Origin of the sequence: Gordonia ajococcus (assembly GCF_012974285.1) — a bacterium.
In the GTDB taxonomy this organism is placed as follows: domain Bacteria; phylum Actinomycetota; class Actinomycetes; order Mycobacteriales; family Mycobacteriaceae; genus Gordonia; species Gordonia amicalis.
Genome location: NZ_CP052884.1, coordinates 3,059,511 through 3,075,167 on the forward strand (window position 1 = coordinate 3,059,511; position 15,657 = coordinate 3,075,167).

Below are 15,657 nucleotides of genomic sequence, written 5' to 3' on the forward strand. Positions count from 1 at the left end.
CATACCCATGCCCAGGGGATCAGACCGTCCGGTGACCGAACTGTCACAGGTCACCCAGGACTATCTGAAGGTCATCTGGACCAGCCAGGAGTGGGAAGACGTCAAGGTCACGACCAAGCTGCTGGCCCAGTCCCTCGGAGTGTCCCCGTCGACGGCCTCGGAGGCCATCCGCAAACTCGCCGATCAGGGCCTGGTCTCCCATGAGCCCTACGGCGCGGTGACGCTGACCGACGAGGGCCGCGAGGCGGCGATCCTGATGGTGCGGCGCCACCGTCTCCTCGAGACCTTCCTCGTCCGCGAACTCGGATACCGCTGGGACGAGGTGCACGACGAGGCCGAGATCCTCGAGCACGCCGTCTCGGATCGGCTGATGGCCCGGCTCGACGCGAAACTCGGCTTCCCCGACCGGGATCCGCACGGCGACCCGATCCCCGCACTCGACGGTTCGATCCCCACGCCCGCCGCGGCACTGCTCGCCGACCTCGAGGTCGGGGCGTCGGGATGCATCGCCCGCATCTCCGACACCGACCCGGAGATGCTCCGCTACTTCGACGAGGTCGGCGTGGCCCTCGACCGTGTCGTCACCGTCGCCGAGAAGCGGCCCTTCGCCGGCACCATCTCGGTGTCCCTCGACGACGCGACGCCGATCGACCTCGGCGACATCGCCGCGCGCGCGATCTTCGTCGTCCCGCGCTAGCGCAGGGTGGCCGGACGCACCACCATCACCGAACTCGCCCGGCGGCCCTTCTCCTGGATGAGCGCGATGGCCTGCTCGTGCGGGTCGACGACGACGTAGACGCCCTTCATGCCGATCGGCTCGAGCCATCGTCCCTGGCTGATGGATTCGGCCTCGTCGTCGCTGATGTCGCGGCGGGGAAAGGACAGCTTCACCGCCTCGTCGATGTCGAGGCTGACGCGGCCGTCCTCGCGGACCTCGTCGAGCGTGCGGGCGTGTTCGAGGGTGAAGGGCCCCACGGCGGTACGGCGCAACGCGGTCAGGTGCCCACCGACGCCGAGGGCGGCACCGAGATCGCGTGCGAGCGACCGGATGTAGGTGCCCGACGAACAGTCCACCGCGACATCGAGATCCACGACGCCCGCGGTGTCGTTGTCGGTGTCCCCCGCACGCCGCGTGGCCAGGACGTCGAATCGTGACACGGTGACCGGCCGGGCCTGCAGGTCGAACTCGGCGCCGGTGCGGACGAGCGCATGCGCGCGCCGGCCGTCGACCTTGATCGCCGAGACCTTCGCCGGAACCTGCTGGATGTCGCCGGTGAGATCGGCGACGGCCGAGGCGATCTCGTCGTCGCTGACACCGGAGGCGTCCGCGGTGGTGAGGATCTCGCCCTCGCGGTCGTCCGTGGTGGTCGAGGCACCGAGGCGGATGGTCGCGGTGTAGGACTTGGTGGTCAGCGACAGCAGACCGAGAAGCTTTGTCGCCCTCTCGATCCCGACGACGAGGACGCCGGTGGCCATCGGGTCGAGGGTGCCGGCGTGGCCGACCCGGCGGGTGTCGAAGATCTTGCGGCACCGCGAGACGACGTCGTGGCTGGTGATCCCGGCCTGCTTGTCCACGATGAGCAGACCGGCCTTCTCGATGGTTGCGTCGGCCATTCAGACCATCGCGATCGTCGTGGTGATGATGCCCCGCTCGACGAGCCAACGGCCGTGGAACTCGAGCACCGGCGCGCCGCCGTCGGCCGCGGCCGGGTCGATGAGGATGCGGGAGATGAACGTCCCGGACGTCTCCGCGGTCTGCTCGAAGGTGATCAGGGCGTCCTCGAAACCCAACCACCGCTTGGTGATCGGGAACCACGCCTTGTAGGTGGCCTCCTTGGCGCAGAACAGCAGCCGGTCCCAGTGCAGGCCGGACGGACGGGTCGCCAGGACCTCACGTTCGGCGGGCAGGCTGGTGTGCTCGAGCACGCCGTCGGGCAACGCGTCGTGCGGTTCGGCGTCCATGCCGAGGGATCGCACCCCCATCGAGTGGGCGACGATCGCCGCGCGGTAGCCGTCGCAGTGCGTGAGACTGCCCACGATCCCGGCCGGCCAGATCGGAGCGCCTTTGTCCCCCTTGAGGATCGGCACCGGCTCGTAACCCAGCTCCGCCAGCGCCTGCCGCGCACAGTGACGGACGGTGGTGAACTCGCGGCGACGCTTCTCGACGGCCTTGCCGATGAGCGCCTGCTCGGCGGGCATCGGGGTCAGCCCGGGCGGATCGTCGAACGCCTCCGCCGAGGCGACCCCGGATGGAAGGAGTTGTTCGATCACCGGTCGTCCTTTCGTGCTTGCCGTTCCACCTGCCGGGTCCGGCGCTCTGCCTGCCGCTGCTCCACACGCGCCCGGAATTCCGCGGCCCGCTCGGCATAGTCGGGCGGCAGGTCGAAGCGCACCCCGTGCTCGGGCAGATCGGTCTCGCCGAGACCGTCACCGGGCACGATGTTGCGCATCAACGGATTCGGCAGGCCGCGTCGCTTCCACTCACGCGGATAGCCGACGGACACCTCCTCGAACCGGATGCCGTCATACCAGGTGGTCCGCGGGATGTGCAGGTGCCCGTACACGCAGCACGCGGCGTTGAACTCGGTGTGCCATTCGGCGGTCAGCTCGCTGCCGCACCACAGCGCGAACTCCGGGTAGATGAGCGCATCACACGGTTCGCGGCGCAACGGCCAGTGGTTGATCAGGACCGTCTTCTCCGACGGGTCGAGCGCCTGCAACCGGCGGCGGGTGATCTCGATGCGTGCCCGGCCCCATGCGTCGCGGGTCGGGAACGGCTCGGGCGAGAGCAGGAACTCGTCGGTCGCCACCACGTTGCGTTCGCGCGCCAGCGCCAGCGCGGTGAGCTTGTTGGCCGTGCCCTCCGGCCGGAACGTGTAGTCGTACAGCAGGAACATCGGGACGACGCGGACCGGGTCGCCGCCGTCACCGGGATCGAACAGCGGATAGATGTCCTCGGGGGTCACCACGCCGATGTCGCGGCACGCCTGCACCAGATAGTCGTACCGGGCGACACCGAACACCTGCAGCGGGTCCTTGGCCGTGGTGTACAGCTCGTGATTGCCCGGGACCCAGATGACGGTGTGGAAACGGGTCCGCAGGCGGCGGAGGGTGTCGACGATGTCGTCGGTGCGTTCGGCGACGTCACCGGCCACGATGAGCCAGTCCTCCGGCGATGTCGGCCGGATGTCGTCGATGATGTGCTCGTTGCCCCGATGGGCGACGTGCAGATCGCTGATCGCCCACAAAGTTGCCACGAGGATCCATCGTGCCAGAGGTCGTGATCACCCCGTGCCGGGGGCGGTCTCACGTGGGACGATCGAACGGTGATAGGCAATCGAGGACCCTGGTGGGTGCAGGCGCTGGTGAGTACCGCGATCCTCGTCGCGTTCACCGTCGCCCTCGTGATGTCGCTCTACGCCCTGGATTCGGCGGGCACCGACTCCTGGGCTCGATTCGGCGCGTCGGCAGTCGTGCCGCTCGTGTTCCTGCTGATCACCGCGGCGTGGACGCGCAGCGGTCTGCGCCTTGCGCTCGTGCTGTCCGTGGGACTGCTCCTCCTGGCCCTGGAACGAGTCGCGATCCTCCCCTTCTATCTCGACTCGTCCGTGATCGCCGACTGGAATACACGGGTACTCGACGCGGCGGCGATGGCGAACATCGCCCTGTTCGACAGCGGCGTCGTCATCGTCTGGTCCATCGCCCGGCGACAGTCGGCAGCCACCTGGCTGGGCGTGATCCCGGCGGCCGGGGTGCTCTCCCTGGGGACGTGGGCGATCTACTTCCATCAGCCCGACTTCGGCGCGGACCTCACGAGCGGGGGCACTCTACCCCTCGGTTACCACGTGGGCGTGGTGACGTTCGAGATCGCGTTCGTGCTCGCGGCGATCCTGATCCTGTGGGCATGCGACGGCATCGGCCTCGCCACGCGGAGACCCCGGGCGGCAGGCGCACCCGCGGCCGCGGCGAGCGTCGAGGACCACCGCGCCACCCAGCTGTACCGGACCCAGGCCCATCAGATCGACCAGCGGGAGACCGAACGGTATCCCGTGTCACCGCCACCGCTCGCTCAGCCCCCACGGCGTCCCGACGACCCGTCGTTCCGCACCACCCAGATCGGGCGTCCCGGCGACGATCAGCGCTGACCGGGGACGAGGCCAGGTCAGGCGGGTACGACCCCCGCCTGCCGCCACCGGCCGGAACGGATACGCCACACGACGGTCGCGAGCCGGATGACCGTGAAGACCACCAGGCCGGACCACACGCCGGCCAGGCCCCAGTCGAAGATCAGCGACAGCCAGATCAACGGCAGGAACCCGACGAGCGCACCGGTCAGTGTCGCGGTGCGCAGGAAGGCGGCGTCGCCACTGCCGAGGAGCACGCCGTCGAGCGCGAAGACCACCCCGGCGATCGGCAGCATGCCGACGAAGAACCACCAGGGCACCCCGATGGCGTCGAGCACGGCGTCGTCGGTGGTGAAGATGCGCGGGATGAGCGACGCACCGGCGGCGAAAACGGCGGCCATCGCGGTCGCGGCGACCACCGACACCCCGGTCACGCGGCGGGCCACGGCGTCGGCGATCGTCAGGCGACCACCGCCGAGCGCGGCACCGACGAGTGCCTGGGCGGCGATCGCGACCGAGTCGAGGAACAGCGCCATGAACTCCCAGAGCTGCAGCACGAGCTGATGGGCCGCGACCTGTGCGACGCCGAACCGGGCGGCCACCGCGGCGGCCGAGACGAAACAGATCTGGAACGAGAGACTGCGCACGATCAGATCGCGTGCCATCGCGAACTGGGCGACGATGATCGGACGGTCCGGTCGGAATCCCTGCGACTCCCCGGACGCCTCGGGGATCACCCGCACCGCGAACAGCATGCCCGTGACCCCTTGCCCGATCACGTTCGCGACGGCGCTACCGGGAAGGCCGAGACGCGGAAACGGTCCGATGCCGTGCACGAGGCCGGCGACCAGTACCGCCGCGAGCGACAGCCCGATGACCACGTAGAAGACCGGCCGGCGCGTGTCCTGCACGCCGCGCATCCAGCCGTTGCCGGCCATCGACAGCAGGATCAGCGGCACCCCGAACATCGCGATCCGCAACCAGTGGGCGGCGTCGGCGGCCACCGCGGCCGAATCCGGCGACGACGCACCGACGAGCAACCTCATGACCACGGGCGCGAGCGGATAGGCGACCGCGACGATCACCACACCGACGGCGACCGCGATCCAGCTGGCCTGGACGCCCTCGTGCACCGCACCGGCCCGATCACCCGCGCCGAACCTGCGCGCCGCACGGGCCGTGGTGCCGTACGACAGGAAGGTGAGCTGGGTGCTGACGATCGAGAGGACCAGCGTTCCGACGCCGAGTGCGGCGAGCTGCTCGCCGCCGAGACGACCGACGACCGCGAGGTCGAGAAGCAGGTAGAGCGGTGGTGCGATCAGGACCGCGAGCGCCGAGACGGTCAGCGTCGCGATCCGCGCGACACCCGCATCATCGCTCAGAGCGACTCCAACAATCTCGCGACCACCTCGTCGGCGGTGCCGGTGTCGCTGTAACCGGACGCCTGCCGGTGTCCGCCGCCGCCATGGGCGCGGGCGATCGGAACGAGGTCGACGACGTCCTTGGACCGCAGCGACACCGTCCAGACGCCGGGCGCACTCTCTTTGAACACCGCGGCCACCTCGGCGTCGCGGGCGGTCCGGATGGTGTCCACGACGCTCTCGGACTCTTCCCAGCTCATTCCGGCGAGGGCCCGCTGGTCGGCGATCGCGTAGACGAGTCCCTCGCCGTTGCACGCCGACGGGACCAGCTTCGCCGACGCCAGCACGTCCGACATCATGGCGAACCACTCGAACGGATGCGAATCGAAGAGGATGCGGCTCCACTTGCGTGCGTCGACGCCGGTCTCCAGCAGGCGCGCCGCGATCCGGAAGGACTGCGGTCGGGCCCAGCGGAAGGACCCGGTGTCGGTGGTCAGCCCGGCGTAGATACAGGTGGCGATGTCGGCGTCGAGATCGACCCCGAGTTCGTCGAGGACGTCGAGCACGAGGACCGACGTGCAGTCGGCGGCCGGGTCGATGAGATCGAGGTCGCCGAAACCGGGATTCGACGCGTGATGGTCGATGGTGATCGAGGTGTCGGCCGCACTGAAGACGGCGCCCAGCGAGTCGAGGCGCTCGAGGTTCGCGGCATCGACCGACACCACCACCGGGTGCCCGATCACCTGGTTCGGTGAACACAGGAGCTTGCTGCCGGGCAGACCGCCGAGCGATGCCGGTAGCTGTTCGGCACCGGGATAGGACACCTCGACGTCGACGCCACGCCGGTCGAGGGCCAGTCCCAGTGCGAGACCGCTGCCGATCGTGTCCGCATCCGGGCGGACGTGACAGCAGATGGTCACCGCCGATGCGGTCGCCAGCTCTGCGGCGATCGCGGCACTCGCCGAAGCGTTCACTCGTCGTCGCCGGCGTCGTCTGCCGAACGGTAGGGATCGGCGTCACCGGCCGGTGACGCCTCTGCCCGACGCCGTGCGACGAGTTCGTCGTTGGCGCGGGCGCGTGCGACGAGCTCCTCCATCTGACGAGCCGCGTCGGGCACCGTGTCGAGGACGAAACGCAGGGTCGGGGTGAAGCGGACGCCGGTTCCGGCACCGACCTTGGACCGCAGCACGCCGGTCGCCTTGGCCAGTCCGGCCGCGGCGGCGTCGTAGTCGGGTTCGGCGTCGATGGATTCACCCATCACCGTGTAGTAGACGGTCGCGTCGTGCAGATCATTGGTCACGCGGGTGTCGGTGACCGTCACGTAGGCCAGGCGCGGGTCCTTGATCTCGGAGGCGATCGCCGAGGCGACGATCGTCGAGATCCGCTTGGCCAGTCGCTGTGCCCGTGCTGGATCAGCCATCGGGAGTCCTTCCGTAAGCGGTGCCGTGCGCGCCGTCCCCTGGTCGGGAACGACGCGCACGGCAGCGGGTCGAGAGTTTTCTTACGAGAGCTCGGAGCCCACGCGCATCAGTCGCGCGGCTTCTCCTGCAGCTCGTAGGTCTCGATCACGTCGTCCACCTTGATGTCCGAGTAGGTCAGCGTGAGACCACATTCGTAGCCTTCGCGAACCTCGGTGGCATCGTCCTTCTCGCGCTTGAGCGAGGACACGGTGAGGTTCTCGGCGACCACGACGTTGTCACGCAGCAGGCGCGCCTTCGCGTTGCGGCGCATGATGCCCGACTGGACGAGGCAACCGGCGATGTTGCCGACCTTCGACGACTTGAAGATGGCGCGGATCTCGGCGCGGCCGAGCTCCACCTCTTCGTAGATCGGCTTGAGCATGCCCTTGAGCGCGCTCTCGATCTCGTCGATGGCCTGGTAGATCACCGAGTAGTACCGGATGTCGACACCCTCGCGGTTGGCCAGCTCGGTGGCCTTGCCCTCCGCGCGGACATTGAAGCCGATGATGATCGCATCCGATGCCGCCGCCAGGTTGACGTTGGTCTCGGTGACACCACCGACACCGCGGTCGATGATGCGCAGCGACACCTCGTCGCCCATCTCGATACCCAGCAGGGCCTCTTCGAGGGCCTCGACCGTACCCGAGTTGTCACCCTTGAGGATGAGGTTGAGCTGGCTGGTCTCCTTGAGAGCCGAATCCAGGTCTTCCAGGCTGATCCGCTTGCGGCTGCGCGCGGCCAGCGCGTTGCGCTTGCGCGCGTTGCGACGGTCGGCGATCTGCCGGGCGATGCGGTCCTCCTCGACCACGAGCAGGTTGTCACCTGCACCGGGGACCGAGGTGAAACCGATGACCTGGACCGGACGCGACGGCAGTGCCTCGGGGACGTCCTCGCCGTGCTCGTCGACCATGCGACGGACACGACCGTAGGCGTCACCGGCGACGATCGAGTCGCCGACGCGGAGGGTGCCGCGCTGGACCAGCACGGTCGCCACCGGGCCACGGCCGCGGTCGAGGTGCGCCTCGATGGCGACACCCTGGGCATCCATGTCCGGGTTGGCACGCAGGTCGAGCGATGCGTCCGCGGTGAGCAGCACGGCCTCGAGCAGTGCGTCGATGTTCTCGCCCTGCTTGGCCGAGATGTCGACGAACATCGCGTCGCCGCCGTACTCCTCGGGCACCAGACCGTACTCGGTCAGCTGTCCGCGGATCTTCTGCGGATCCGCACCTTCCTTGTCGATCTTGTTCACCGCGACCACGATCGGGACGTCGGCCGCCTGGGCGTGGTTGACCGCTTCCACCGTCTGCGGCATGACGCCGTCGTCGGCCGCGACCACGAGGATCGCGATGTCGGTCGCCTTCGCGCCACGGGCACGCATGGCGGTGAACGCCTCGTGACCCGGGGTATCGATGAACGTGATCAGGCGATCCTCACCGTTGAGGTGGGTGTTCACCTGGTAGGCACCGATGTGCTGCGTGATACCGCCGGCCTCGCCCTCGCGGACGTTCGCCTTACGGATCGTGTCGAGCAGTCGGGTCTTACCGTGATCGACGTGGCCCATGACGGTGACCACCGGCGGGCGCTGTTCGAGATCTTCCTCGCCGCCCTCGTCCTCGCCATAGGTGAGGTCGAAGCTGCCGAGCAGCTCGCGGTCCTCGTCCTCCGGGCTGACGACCTGGACGCGGTAGTTCATCTCCGAGCCCAGCAGCTCGAGCGTCTCGTCGTTGACCGACTCGGTCGCCGTCACCATCTCGCCGAGGTTGAACAGCGCCTGGACCAGCGATGCCGGGTTGGCGTCGATCTTGTCGGCGAAGTCGGAGAGCGAGGCACCACGTGCGAGACGGATGATCTCGCCGTTGCCGCGCGGCAGCCGGACGCCACCGACGGCCGGTGCTTGCATGCTCTCGTACTCGGCGCGTTTTGCGCGCTTCGACTTGCGACCCTTGCGGGGGGCGCCGCCGGGACGACCGAACGCACCGGCTGCACCGCCGCGGCCACGACCGCCGCCGCCACCGGGACGACCGCGGAAGCCACCACCTGCGGGTGCACCGGGTGCGCCGCCGCCACCGGGTCCGCCGCGGTAACCGCCGCCGCCGGCGCCTCCGCCACGGCCGCCGCCGGCACCGCCGCGACCACCCGGACGGGCGTCAGGACGCGCCGCGCGCGAGGGCATCGCGCCGGGGCTGGGGCGAGGGGGCATGTTGCCCGGGTTGGGACGCGGACCACCCTGGCCGGGTGCGGGACGACCGCCACCGGGACGGGGTCCGCCCTGGCCGGCGGGACCGGGACGACCGCCACCGGGACGCGGACCGCCCTGGCCGGGGCCGGGACGAGCCGCCGGGCGCGGCGCGGGAGCCGGGGCCGACGAATACGGGTTGTTGCCGACGCGCGGAGCACGCGGGCCGGGCTTGGGGCCGGGACGGGGACCCGGGGCCTTGGTCGGCGGCGTGGGAGCTGCCGACGCGGCCGGGGCCGCAGGTGCCGGTGCCGGCTTGGGACCGCCTGGGGCGGGGGCCGGACTGGGACGCTCGGCCGCAGCCGGTGCGGGGGTCTCGACCGGGGCTGGACCCGGCTTCGGGCCGCCCGGCTTGGGTGCGCCGGTCTGGGGTGCGCCGGTCTGGGGTGCGCCGGTCTGGGGCGCGGTGGACTGGGGTCCCGGGGTGGGACGACCCGCCGCCGGCGCTGCCGGGGCGGCTCCGGGCTTCGGCGCACCGGACGGCTTGGGTCCGGGCTTGGCCGACTGGCGAGGACCGGGTGCCGACGACGAACCGCCGTCCTTGCTCACCCCGTCCTTGCCTGGGAATGATTCACGCAGTCGACGGGCCACTGGGGCCTCTACCGTCGACGACGCCGATTTGACGAACTCGCCCTGTTCTTTGAGGCGCTCGAGCACCTGCTTGCTCGTCACGCCGAGCTCTTTGGCCAGTTCGTGCACGCGGGCTTTGCCTGCCACTGCTCTCCTTTGTTGGAGGCCAAGCGGCTAACCCGCTACGGCCTCGATTTATGTCCGGTACATGCTCATCGTGGGGACTTCACGGTGTGCTCATGTCTTCTGCAACCTGTTCCGGCTCCGAGGAGCCATCTTTTAGTGGGTGATCACGCCGAGCTGTTCGGCGAGATCTTCCGGGTCCGCGGTCAGACCGGGGGTCCGGAGTGCCGCGGCGAAGGCCCTGCGTCGCGTCGCGACAGAGATGCACTCCGCCCTCGCATGCAACCAAGCGCCACGTCCCGGCATGGTCTTCGCGGGATCGACCACGAGGCCGGTGGTGTCGTCACACTTCTGCGCGACGACGCGTACCAACTCGGTGATCTCTGCCCGTTGCCGACAACCGACACACATCCGGACGGGCCTGTGGTTGGTTGACGTGCGGGGGGCGGAACGCTGAACCATCGATCAGTCTAGCGCGATCGTGCCGGTCGCGAACAATCGGCTGTCACACGCGTCACTCGGCGGCTCCTTCGACCGCAGGCGCGGCGTCGGAGCGGATGTCGATCCGCCAACCGGTCAGCCGGGCGGCCAACCGGGCATTCTGCCCTTCCTTGCCGATGGCGAGGGAGAGCTGATAGTCGGGGACGACGACGCGGGCCGCCTTCGCGGCCGCGTCGACCACGGTGACCGATACAACCTTCGCAGGCGACAGCGCATTCCCCACGAACACCCCGGGATCGGTGTCGTAGTCGATGATGTCGATCTTCTCGCCGGCGAGTTCGCTCATCACGTTGCGCACGCGCTGTCCCATCGGGCCGATACAGGCACCCTTGGCGTTGAGCCCGGCCACACCGGTGTGCACGGCGATCTTGGAGCGGTGGCCGGCCTCGCGGGCGACCGCGACGATCTCGACCGAGCCGTCCTCGATCTCGGGCACCTCGAGTGAGAACAGCTTGCGGACCAGGTTCGGATGGGTTCGCGAGAGCGTGATCTGGGGTCCGCGGGGGCCGCGGCTCACGCCGACGACGTAGCACTTGATGCGGTCACCGTGGGTGTAGACCTCGCCGGGTACCTGCTCGGCGGGCGGGATGACGCCCTCGGTGCTGTTGGCGTCGCTGCCGATCTGGACCACGACCATGCCGCGGGCGTTGGCGCGGGAGTCCTGCTGGACGACGCCGCCGACGATTTCGCCCTCGTGGGCGACGAGGTCACCGAAGTTCTTCTCGTTCTCCGCGTCGCGCAGCCGCTGCAGAATGACCTGGCGCGCGGTGGTGGCCGCGATCCGGCCGAAGCCCTCGGGGGTGTCGTCCCACTCGTGGACGACGTCGCCGTTCTGGTCGACCTCCTGCGCCATCACCCGGACGGCACCCGACTTGCGGTTGATGTCGACCCGCGCGTGCGGCGCGAAGCCGTCGGTGTGACGGTAGGCGGTCAGCAGGGCGGTCTCGATGGCGGTGATGACCGTCTCGATCGAGATGCCCTTGTCGGCCTCGATCATGCGCAGTGCGCCGATGTCGATGTTCATGCGATCTGGCTCCTATTCACTTGTCCCCCGCTTTTCACTTGTCGCTGCTGTTCTCTCGTCAGTGGTTGTTCAGTTGTTCAGTTGCGTCCGGTCTCGCGCCCGCCGGCGTTCGATCTCGTCGGCGTCGAGGCCGCAGAGTTCGAGTTCGGTCACGCTCGGCTGCGAGAAGTCGACCTGCACGACCGCTGTCGTCACCGCGTCGAGCGGGATGGACTCGACCGCGATCCGCCCGCGGTGGTTGATCACGATCTCGACGGTCTCGCCGGTGAGCTTGCCGATGCGGCCCGTCACGGAGCGGGCCTCACTCCCCTCCCGCGCGGCCACGTCGACGGCGACGCGGCGACCGGCGTTGCGGCGCCAGTGGCGCGGAAGAGTCAGCGGGCGGTCGACCCCGGGCGAGGTCACCTCGAGGACGTAGGGGTCGCCTTCGGCGAGTTCGGGAACCGCGTCGAGGACCTCGGAGATCCGGTTGGACAGGTCGGCGAGGACGTCGAGGTCGCTGCCGCCGTCGCGGTCGACGACGATCGTCAGTTCGTCCTGGCCGTCGCGCCGGTTGACGGTGACGTCCTCGAGGTCGAAACCTTGCTCTGCGACAAGCTTTTCGACGAGTTCACTCACCTGCGGCGGGCTGATCGGCATGCCACTCCCCTCGTCTTCAGTTGTCGGGCCGTGCCTGGTTTCGCACGTCGTTGCCTGACACATCCTAGTGGATCGACGGGCATGCCCCGACCACCTCGGTTTCGCGGCTGGCATCATGTGTCGCGTGACCACATTGGATCGGCGCACCGTGCTGCGCGGCGGACTCGTTTTCGGGGTCGCGGTGGCCGGCCTGGGAGTCGTCGGCGTTGCAGGCTGCAGCACCGGACCGTCGGAGGAGACCGTCACCGCCGAGCGACTGGTACCCCTCGTGCGCAGCGCTCTTGCCGACGAGAAGAGCGCTCGCTCGCTCGCGACCGCCGAACCCGGGTATACGGCGGCGCTCACCGTCGTGGCCGATCAGCGCGCCGAGCATGCGCGGGCGCTGCGGGAGGAGATCATCCGTCTCGACCAGGAGGTCGCGGCGACCGTCGACGAGCCGCAACCCTCGACGTCACCCGCACCCGCCGCACCGCCGACCCTCGTGAGCCTGCGGGCCGAACTCGAGCGGTCGTCGGGCGAGGCCCGCAATGTGGCGATCTCCCTGTCCGGGTACCCGGCCGGACTGGTCGGATCGGTCGCGGCCGCCGTGACCTCGATGCGAGAGGTGCAACTGGCATGACCACACCCGTCCCGTCCCCGTCGCCCGTGGCCGACAGCGGCGATCCGCTCGCCGTCGCGGCCGATGCCGAGAACGCCGCGATCTTCGCCTACGGGGTGATCACCGCGTACGTCGCGGCCGCGCGTCGTCGCATGGTCGGCGACTACGCCGCCGAGCACCGTGCCCGTCGTGACGAGATCGAGCGGACGATCTCCGCCGCCGGTGGCACCCCGCCGCTCGCCGCGGCGGGCTACACGCTCCCCGTGCAGGTCACCGATCCCGAATCCGCCGCACAGGCCGCACTCGCGGCCGAGGTGGACTGCACGACGGCATACCGGGCCCTGCTCGAGCAGGCCGATGACGAGTCCGGCCGCCGGATCGGCGTCGACGGCCTGTCGGACTGCGCGGTCCGCGCCGCCACCTGGCGGGCGCTGCTGCAGGAAACCCCGGTCACGGTCGCGTTCCCGGGGTCGCCTGTCTCGGGTTGATCACAAGCAGGGGCTGATTCTCAGGCGCGGGCGGCCGCGGCGATCGCGTCCACCGCCCCGTCGACGGCCACCTCCGTGGTCTCACCGGTGAAGCGGTCGCGGATCTCGATGGTGCCGTTGGCGTAACCGCGTCCGACGACCACCACCGTCGGCATGCCGAGGAGCTCGGCGTCCTTGAACTTCACGCCGGGCGACGCCTTGCGGTCGTCGAGGAGAACCTCGAGTCCGGCGGCATCGAGATCGGCGGCGAGTTGCTCGGCACCGGAGATCGCGGCCTCGTCTTTGTTCGCGATGACGAGGTGAACGGCGAACGGCGCCACGGTCTTCGGCCAGCGCAGTCCCTTGTCGTCGTGCGACTGCTCCGCGATGACCGCCACCAGACGTGACACGCCGACGCCGTAGGACCCCTGGGTCAGCCGGACCGGCTTGCCGTTCTCGCCCAGCACGTCGACCTCGAAGGCATCGGTGTACTTCTGGCCGAGCTGGAAGATGTGCCCGATCTCGATGCCCTTGGCGCTCACCAGCACTCCGGCGCCGTCCGGCGACGGATCGCCGTAGCGGACCTCCGCGGCCTCGACGGTGCCGTCGGGCGTGAAGTCACGGCCGGCGACGAGGCCGACGTAGTGGCGTCCGGGCTCGTCGGCACCGGTGATCCACGACGTGCCGTCGACCACACGGGGGTCGACGAGATAACGGATACCGTTGGCGGCCAGGGCCTTCGGTCCGATGTACCCCTTGACGAGGAACGGGTTGGCGGCGAAATCGGCGTCGGTGAGCAACTCGACCTCGGCCGGCTCGACGGATGCCTCGAGACGCTTCATGTCGACCTCGCGGTCACCGGGGACGCCGACGCCGACGATCTCCCAGTCCTTGCCCGGCGCACGCAGTTTCACCATCACGTTCTTGAGGGTGTCGGCCGCGGCGAACTCACCGTCGAGGGTCTCGTTCGCCCACGTCACCAAGGTCTCGATCGTCGAGGTGTCCGGGGTGTCGTGTGCCACGGCCTCGGGCAGGCCGTCGATCGGCTTCGGTTCGGGCGCACGCGTCACGACCGCCTCGACGTTCGCCGCGTAACCCGACTCCAGGCACCGCACGAAGGTGTCCTCGCCGACCTCGGATTCGGCCAGGAACTCCTCGGAGGCGCTGCCGCCCATCGCGCCGGACGTGGCAGAGACGATGACGTACTTGATCTGCAGGCGTTCGAAGATCTTCTGGTACGCCTCTCGATGCAGGTTGTAGGCCTTCTTGAGGCCGTCGTCGTCGAGGTCGAAGGAGTAGGCGTCCTTCATCACGAACTCGCGACCGCGGAGGATGCCCGCGCGGGGCCGTTCCTCGTCGCGGTACTTGGTCTGGATCTGGTACAGGATGACCGGCATGTCCTTGTAGGACGAGTACTCGCCCTTGACCAGCGTCGCGAAGAGTTCCTCGTGCGTGGGCCCGAGGAGCATGTCGGCACCCTTGCGGTCCTTGAGGCGGAACAGCGCGTCGCCGTATTCGGTCCAGCGGTTGGTCGCCTCGTACGGTTCACGCGGCAGCAGCGCCGGCAGCAGGATCTCCTGGCCGCCGATCGCGTTCATCTCCTCGCGCACCACGTTCTCGATGGCCTTGAGCACGCGCAGACCCAGCGGCAGCCAGGAGTAGACACCGGGCGCGACGCGGCGGACGTAGCCCGCTCTCACCAGCAGCTTGTGGCTGGGCACCTCGGCATCGGCCGGGTCGTCGCGCAGGGTCCGCAGGAACAGGGTCGACATGCGTGTGATCACGACAAACCAGCTTAGTTATGGTGTTCCGGTGCTCGTCATCCTGCCTCCCTCCGAGACCAAATCCGACGGTGGGCACGGGGCTCCCCTCGACCTGGACACCCTGTCCTTTCCCGAGCTGAACCCCGTCCGCAAACGGATCGGCGAGGCGATCGTCGACCTCGCCGGCGACCTCGACGCGAGCCGCTCGGCGCTCGGCCTGGGCGCCACCCAGCTCGCCGAGGTGGACCGCAACGCCGACCTGTGGCTCTCCCCCACCCGTCCCGCCATCGAGCGCTACACCGGCGTCCTCTACGACGCCCTCGACCACGCCTCGCTGACGAAGGCGGGCAAGACCAAGGCCACCGAACGGCTGGCCATCGGATCGGCACTGTTCGGTGTGGTGCGGGCCGCCGACGCGATCCCCGCCTACCGGCTCTCGGGCGGATCGAAGCTCCCCGGTATGGCGACGCTCGCGTCGATCTGGAAGCCGGAGCTCTCGCCCGCGCTGGACGCGGTCGACGACTTCGTCATCGATCTTCGTTCGGGCGTCTACCAGCAGCTGGGCCCCGTCCGCAGCGCGGTCACCGCAACGGTGATGACCGAACAGCCCGACGGCTCACGCAAGGTCGTGAGTCACTTCAACAAGCACTACAAGGGCCTGATGGCCCGCGAGCTGGTCCGGACGCGGCGGAACGTGCGGGACGTCAACGGACTGGCCGCCGTGCTGTCCGACGCGGGTCAGCGCGTCGAGATCGCCGCACCCGATCAGATCGTGGTGCTCACCGACTGAT

Annotated in this window: 16 protein-coding genes; 5 read left to right on the forward strand and 11 right to left on the reverse strand. The window is 69.3% G+C overall.

Translation table 11 applies throughout. The features are described 5' to 3' along the window. Positions 1-7: 7 nt before the first annotated feature. Positions 8-697 carry a metal-dependent transcriptional regulator gene (locus GAA2_RS13830; protein ID WP_006436416.1) on the forward strand — a complete coding sequence of 230 codons (690 nt, stop codon included), beginning with the start codon at positions 8-10 and terminating at the stop codon, positions 695-697. Here GAA2_RS13830 and truB read toward each other — a convergent pair. From truB to GAA2_RS13845, 3 genes are read right to left on the reverse strand one after another with little or no spacing between them, the layout of a single operon-like run. Beyond that, positions 694-1,614, reverse strand: a complete 921-nt coding sequence (truB, locus tag GAA2_RS13835; protein ID WP_006436415.1) for a tRNA pseudouridine(55) synthase TruB — start codon at positions 1,612-1,614, stop codon at positions 694-696. The two genes, GAA2_RS13830 and truB, sit on opposite strands and share 4 nt — an antisense overlap. Further along, positions 1,615-2,271 (reverse strand): 4'-phosphopantetheinyl transferase, encoded by a 657-nt coding sequence (locus tag GAA2_RS13840; RefSeq protein ID WP_006436414.1) that lies wholly within the window; start codon positions 2,269-2,271, stop codon positions 1,615-1,617. Then, positions 2,268-3,257 carry a metallophosphoesterase family protein gene (locus GAA2_RS13845; protein ID WP_006436413.1) on the reverse strand — a complete coding sequence of 330 codons (990 nt, stop codon included), beginning with the start codon at positions 3,255-3,257 and terminating at the stop codon, positions 2,268-2,270. The genes GAA2_RS13840 and GAA2_RS13845 overlap by 4 nt, the downstream gene beginning before the upstream one ends. 108 nt (positions 3,258-3,365) lie before the next feature. On the opposite strand from GAA2_RS13845, the gene GAA2_RS13850 reads away from it, so the two are divergent. Beyond that, the gene (locus tag GAA2_RS13850) at positions 3,366-4,145 is read left to right on the forward strand and encodes a hypothetical protein (protein WP_238063675.1); all 780 of its coding nucleotides are present in this window, start codon (positions 3,366-3,368) and stop codon (positions 4,143-4,145) included. Between the two features lie 17 nt (positions 4,146-4,162). Here the strand turns inward: GAA2_RS13850 and GAA2_RS13855 are convergent, their stop codons facing one another. From GAA2_RS13855 to rimP, 7 genes are all read right to left on the reverse strand, one after another. Then, positions 4,163-5,479 (reverse strand): MATE family efflux transporter, encoded by a 1,317-nt coding sequence (locus tag GAA2_RS13855; RefSeq protein WP_410471360.1) that lies wholly within the window; start codon positions 5,477-5,479, stop codon positions 4,163-4,165. A 23-nt stretch (positions 5,480-5,502) separates the two neighbouring features. Next, positions 5,503-6,459 (reverse strand): DHH family phosphoesterase, encoded by a 957-nt coding sequence (locus GAA2_RS13860; protein ID WP_096273851.1) that lies wholly within the window; start codon positions 6,457-6,459, stop codon positions 5,503-5,505. After that, the gene (rbfA, locus tag GAA2_RS13865) at positions 6,456-6,905 is read right to left on the reverse strand and encodes a 30S ribosome-binding factor RbfA (protein WP_006436409.1); all 450 of its coding nucleotides are present in this window, start codon (positions 6,903-6,905) and stop codon (positions 6,456-6,458) included. The genes GAA2_RS13860 and rbfA overlap by 4 nt, the downstream gene beginning before the upstream one ends. 107 nt (positions 6,906-7,012) lie before the next feature. Beyond that, positions 7,013-9,898 carry a translation initiation factor IF-2 gene (infB, locus tag GAA2_RS13870; protein ID WP_024498442.1) on the reverse strand — a complete coding sequence of 962 codons (2,886 nt, stop codon included), beginning with the start codon at positions 9,896-9,898 and terminating at the stop codon, positions 7,013-7,015. 132 nt (positions 9,899-10,030) lie between these two features. Further along, a complete protein-coding gene (locus tag GAA2_RS13875) occupies positions 10,031-10,285 on the reverse strand; it encodes a YlxR family protein (RefSeq protein ID WP_024498441.1) in 255 nt (84 codons plus the stop codon). A gap of 103 nt (positions 10,286-10,388) precedes the next feature. Continuing rightward, positions 10,389-11,399 carry a transcription termination factor NusA gene (gene nusA / locus GAA2_RS13880; RefSeq protein ID WP_006436405.1) on the reverse strand — a complete coding sequence of 337 codons (1,011 nt, stop codon included), beginning with the start codon at positions 11,397-11,399 and terminating at the stop codon, positions 10,389-10,391. A gap of 69 nt (positions 11,400-11,468) precedes the next feature. Continuing rightward, a complete protein-coding gene (gene rimP, locus GAA2_RS13885) occupies positions 11,469-12,038 on the reverse strand; it encodes a ribosome maturation factor RimP (protein WP_096273849.1) in 570 nt (189 codons plus the stop codon). Between the two features lie 115 nt (positions 12,039-12,153). Here rimP and GAA2_RS13890 point away from each other — a divergent pair, with 115 nt between their 5' ends. Together GAA2_RS13890 and GAA2_RS13895 are read left to right on the forward strand one after the other, a co-directional pair. Then, positions 12,154-12,657: a hypothetical protein gene (locus tag GAA2_RS13890; protein WP_051349600.1), complete on the forward strand. Its 504-nt coding sequence runs from the start codon at positions 12,154-12,156 to the stop codon at positions 12,655-12,657. Further along, on the forward strand, positions 12,654-13,124 hold the full coding sequence (locus GAA2_RS13895) for a ferritin-like domain-containing protein (RefSeq protein WP_096273847.1): 471 nt from the start codon (positions 12,654-12,656) through the stop codon (positions 13,122-13,124). Before GAA2_RS13890 ends, GAA2_RS13895 begins: the two co-directional genes overlap by 4 nt. Positions 13,125-13,144: 20 nt before the next feature. On the opposite strand, the gene GAA2_RS13900 is transcribed toward GAA2_RS13895, so the two are convergent. Beyond that, on the reverse strand, positions 13,145-14,875 hold the full coding sequence (locus GAA2_RS13900; RefSeq protein WP_024498437.1) for a proline--tRNA ligase: 1,731 nt from the start codon (positions 14,873-14,875) through the stop codon (positions 13,145-13,147). Between GAA2_RS13900 and yaaA the strand changes: the two genes are divergently transcribed. Then, a complete protein-coding gene (yaaA, locus tag GAA2_RS13905; protein WP_191834425.1) occupies positions 14,874-15,656 on the forward strand; it encodes a peroxide stress protein YaaA in 783 nt (260 codons plus the stop codon). The two genes, GAA2_RS13900 and yaaA, sit on opposite strands and share 2 nt — an antisense overlap. Position 15,657: the final 1 nt, after the last annotated feature.

Bases quoted from the DNA above. Each gene is read 5' to 3' on its own strand.
- GAA2_RS13830 (WP_006436416.1), top strand. From the start codon at position 8: ATGCCCAGGGGATCAGACCGTCCGGTGACCGAACTGTCACAGGTCACC.
- truB (WP_006436415.1), bottom strand. From the start codon at position 1,614: ATGGCCGACGCAACCATCGAGAAGGCCGGTCTGCTCATCGTGGACAAG.
- rbfA (WP_006436409.1), bottom strand. From the start codon at position 6,905: ATGGCTGATCCAGCACGGGCACAGCGACTGGCCAAGCGGATCTCGACG.
- GAA2_RS13875 (WP_024498441.1), bottom strand. From the start codon at position 10,285: ATGTGTGTCGGTTGTCGGCAACGGGCAGAGATCACCGAGTTGGTACGC.
- nusA (WP_006436405.1), bottom strand. From the start codon at position 11,399: ATGAACATCGACATCGGCGCACTGCGCATGATCGAGGCCGACAAGGGC.
- rimP (WP_096273849.1), bottom strand. From the start codon at position 12,038: ATGCCGATCAGCCCGCCGCAGGTGAGTGAACTCGTCGAAAAGCTTGTC.
- GAA2_RS13890 (WP_051349600.1), top strand. From the start codon at position 12,154: ATGTGTCGCGTGACCACATTGGATCGGCGCACCGTGCTGCGCGGCGGA.
- GAA2_RS13895 (WP_096273847.1), top strand. From the start codon at position 12,654: ATGACCACACCCGTCCCGTCCCCGTCGCCCGTGGCCGACAGCGGCGAT.
- yaaA (WP_191834425.1), top strand. From the start codon at position 14,874: ATGCGTGTGATCACGACAAACCAGCTTAGTTATGGTGTTCCGGTGCTC.
- GAA2_RS13900 (WP_024498437.1), bottom strand. From the start codon at position 14,875: ATGTCGACCCTGTTCCTGCGGACCCTGCGCGACGACCCGGCCGATGCC.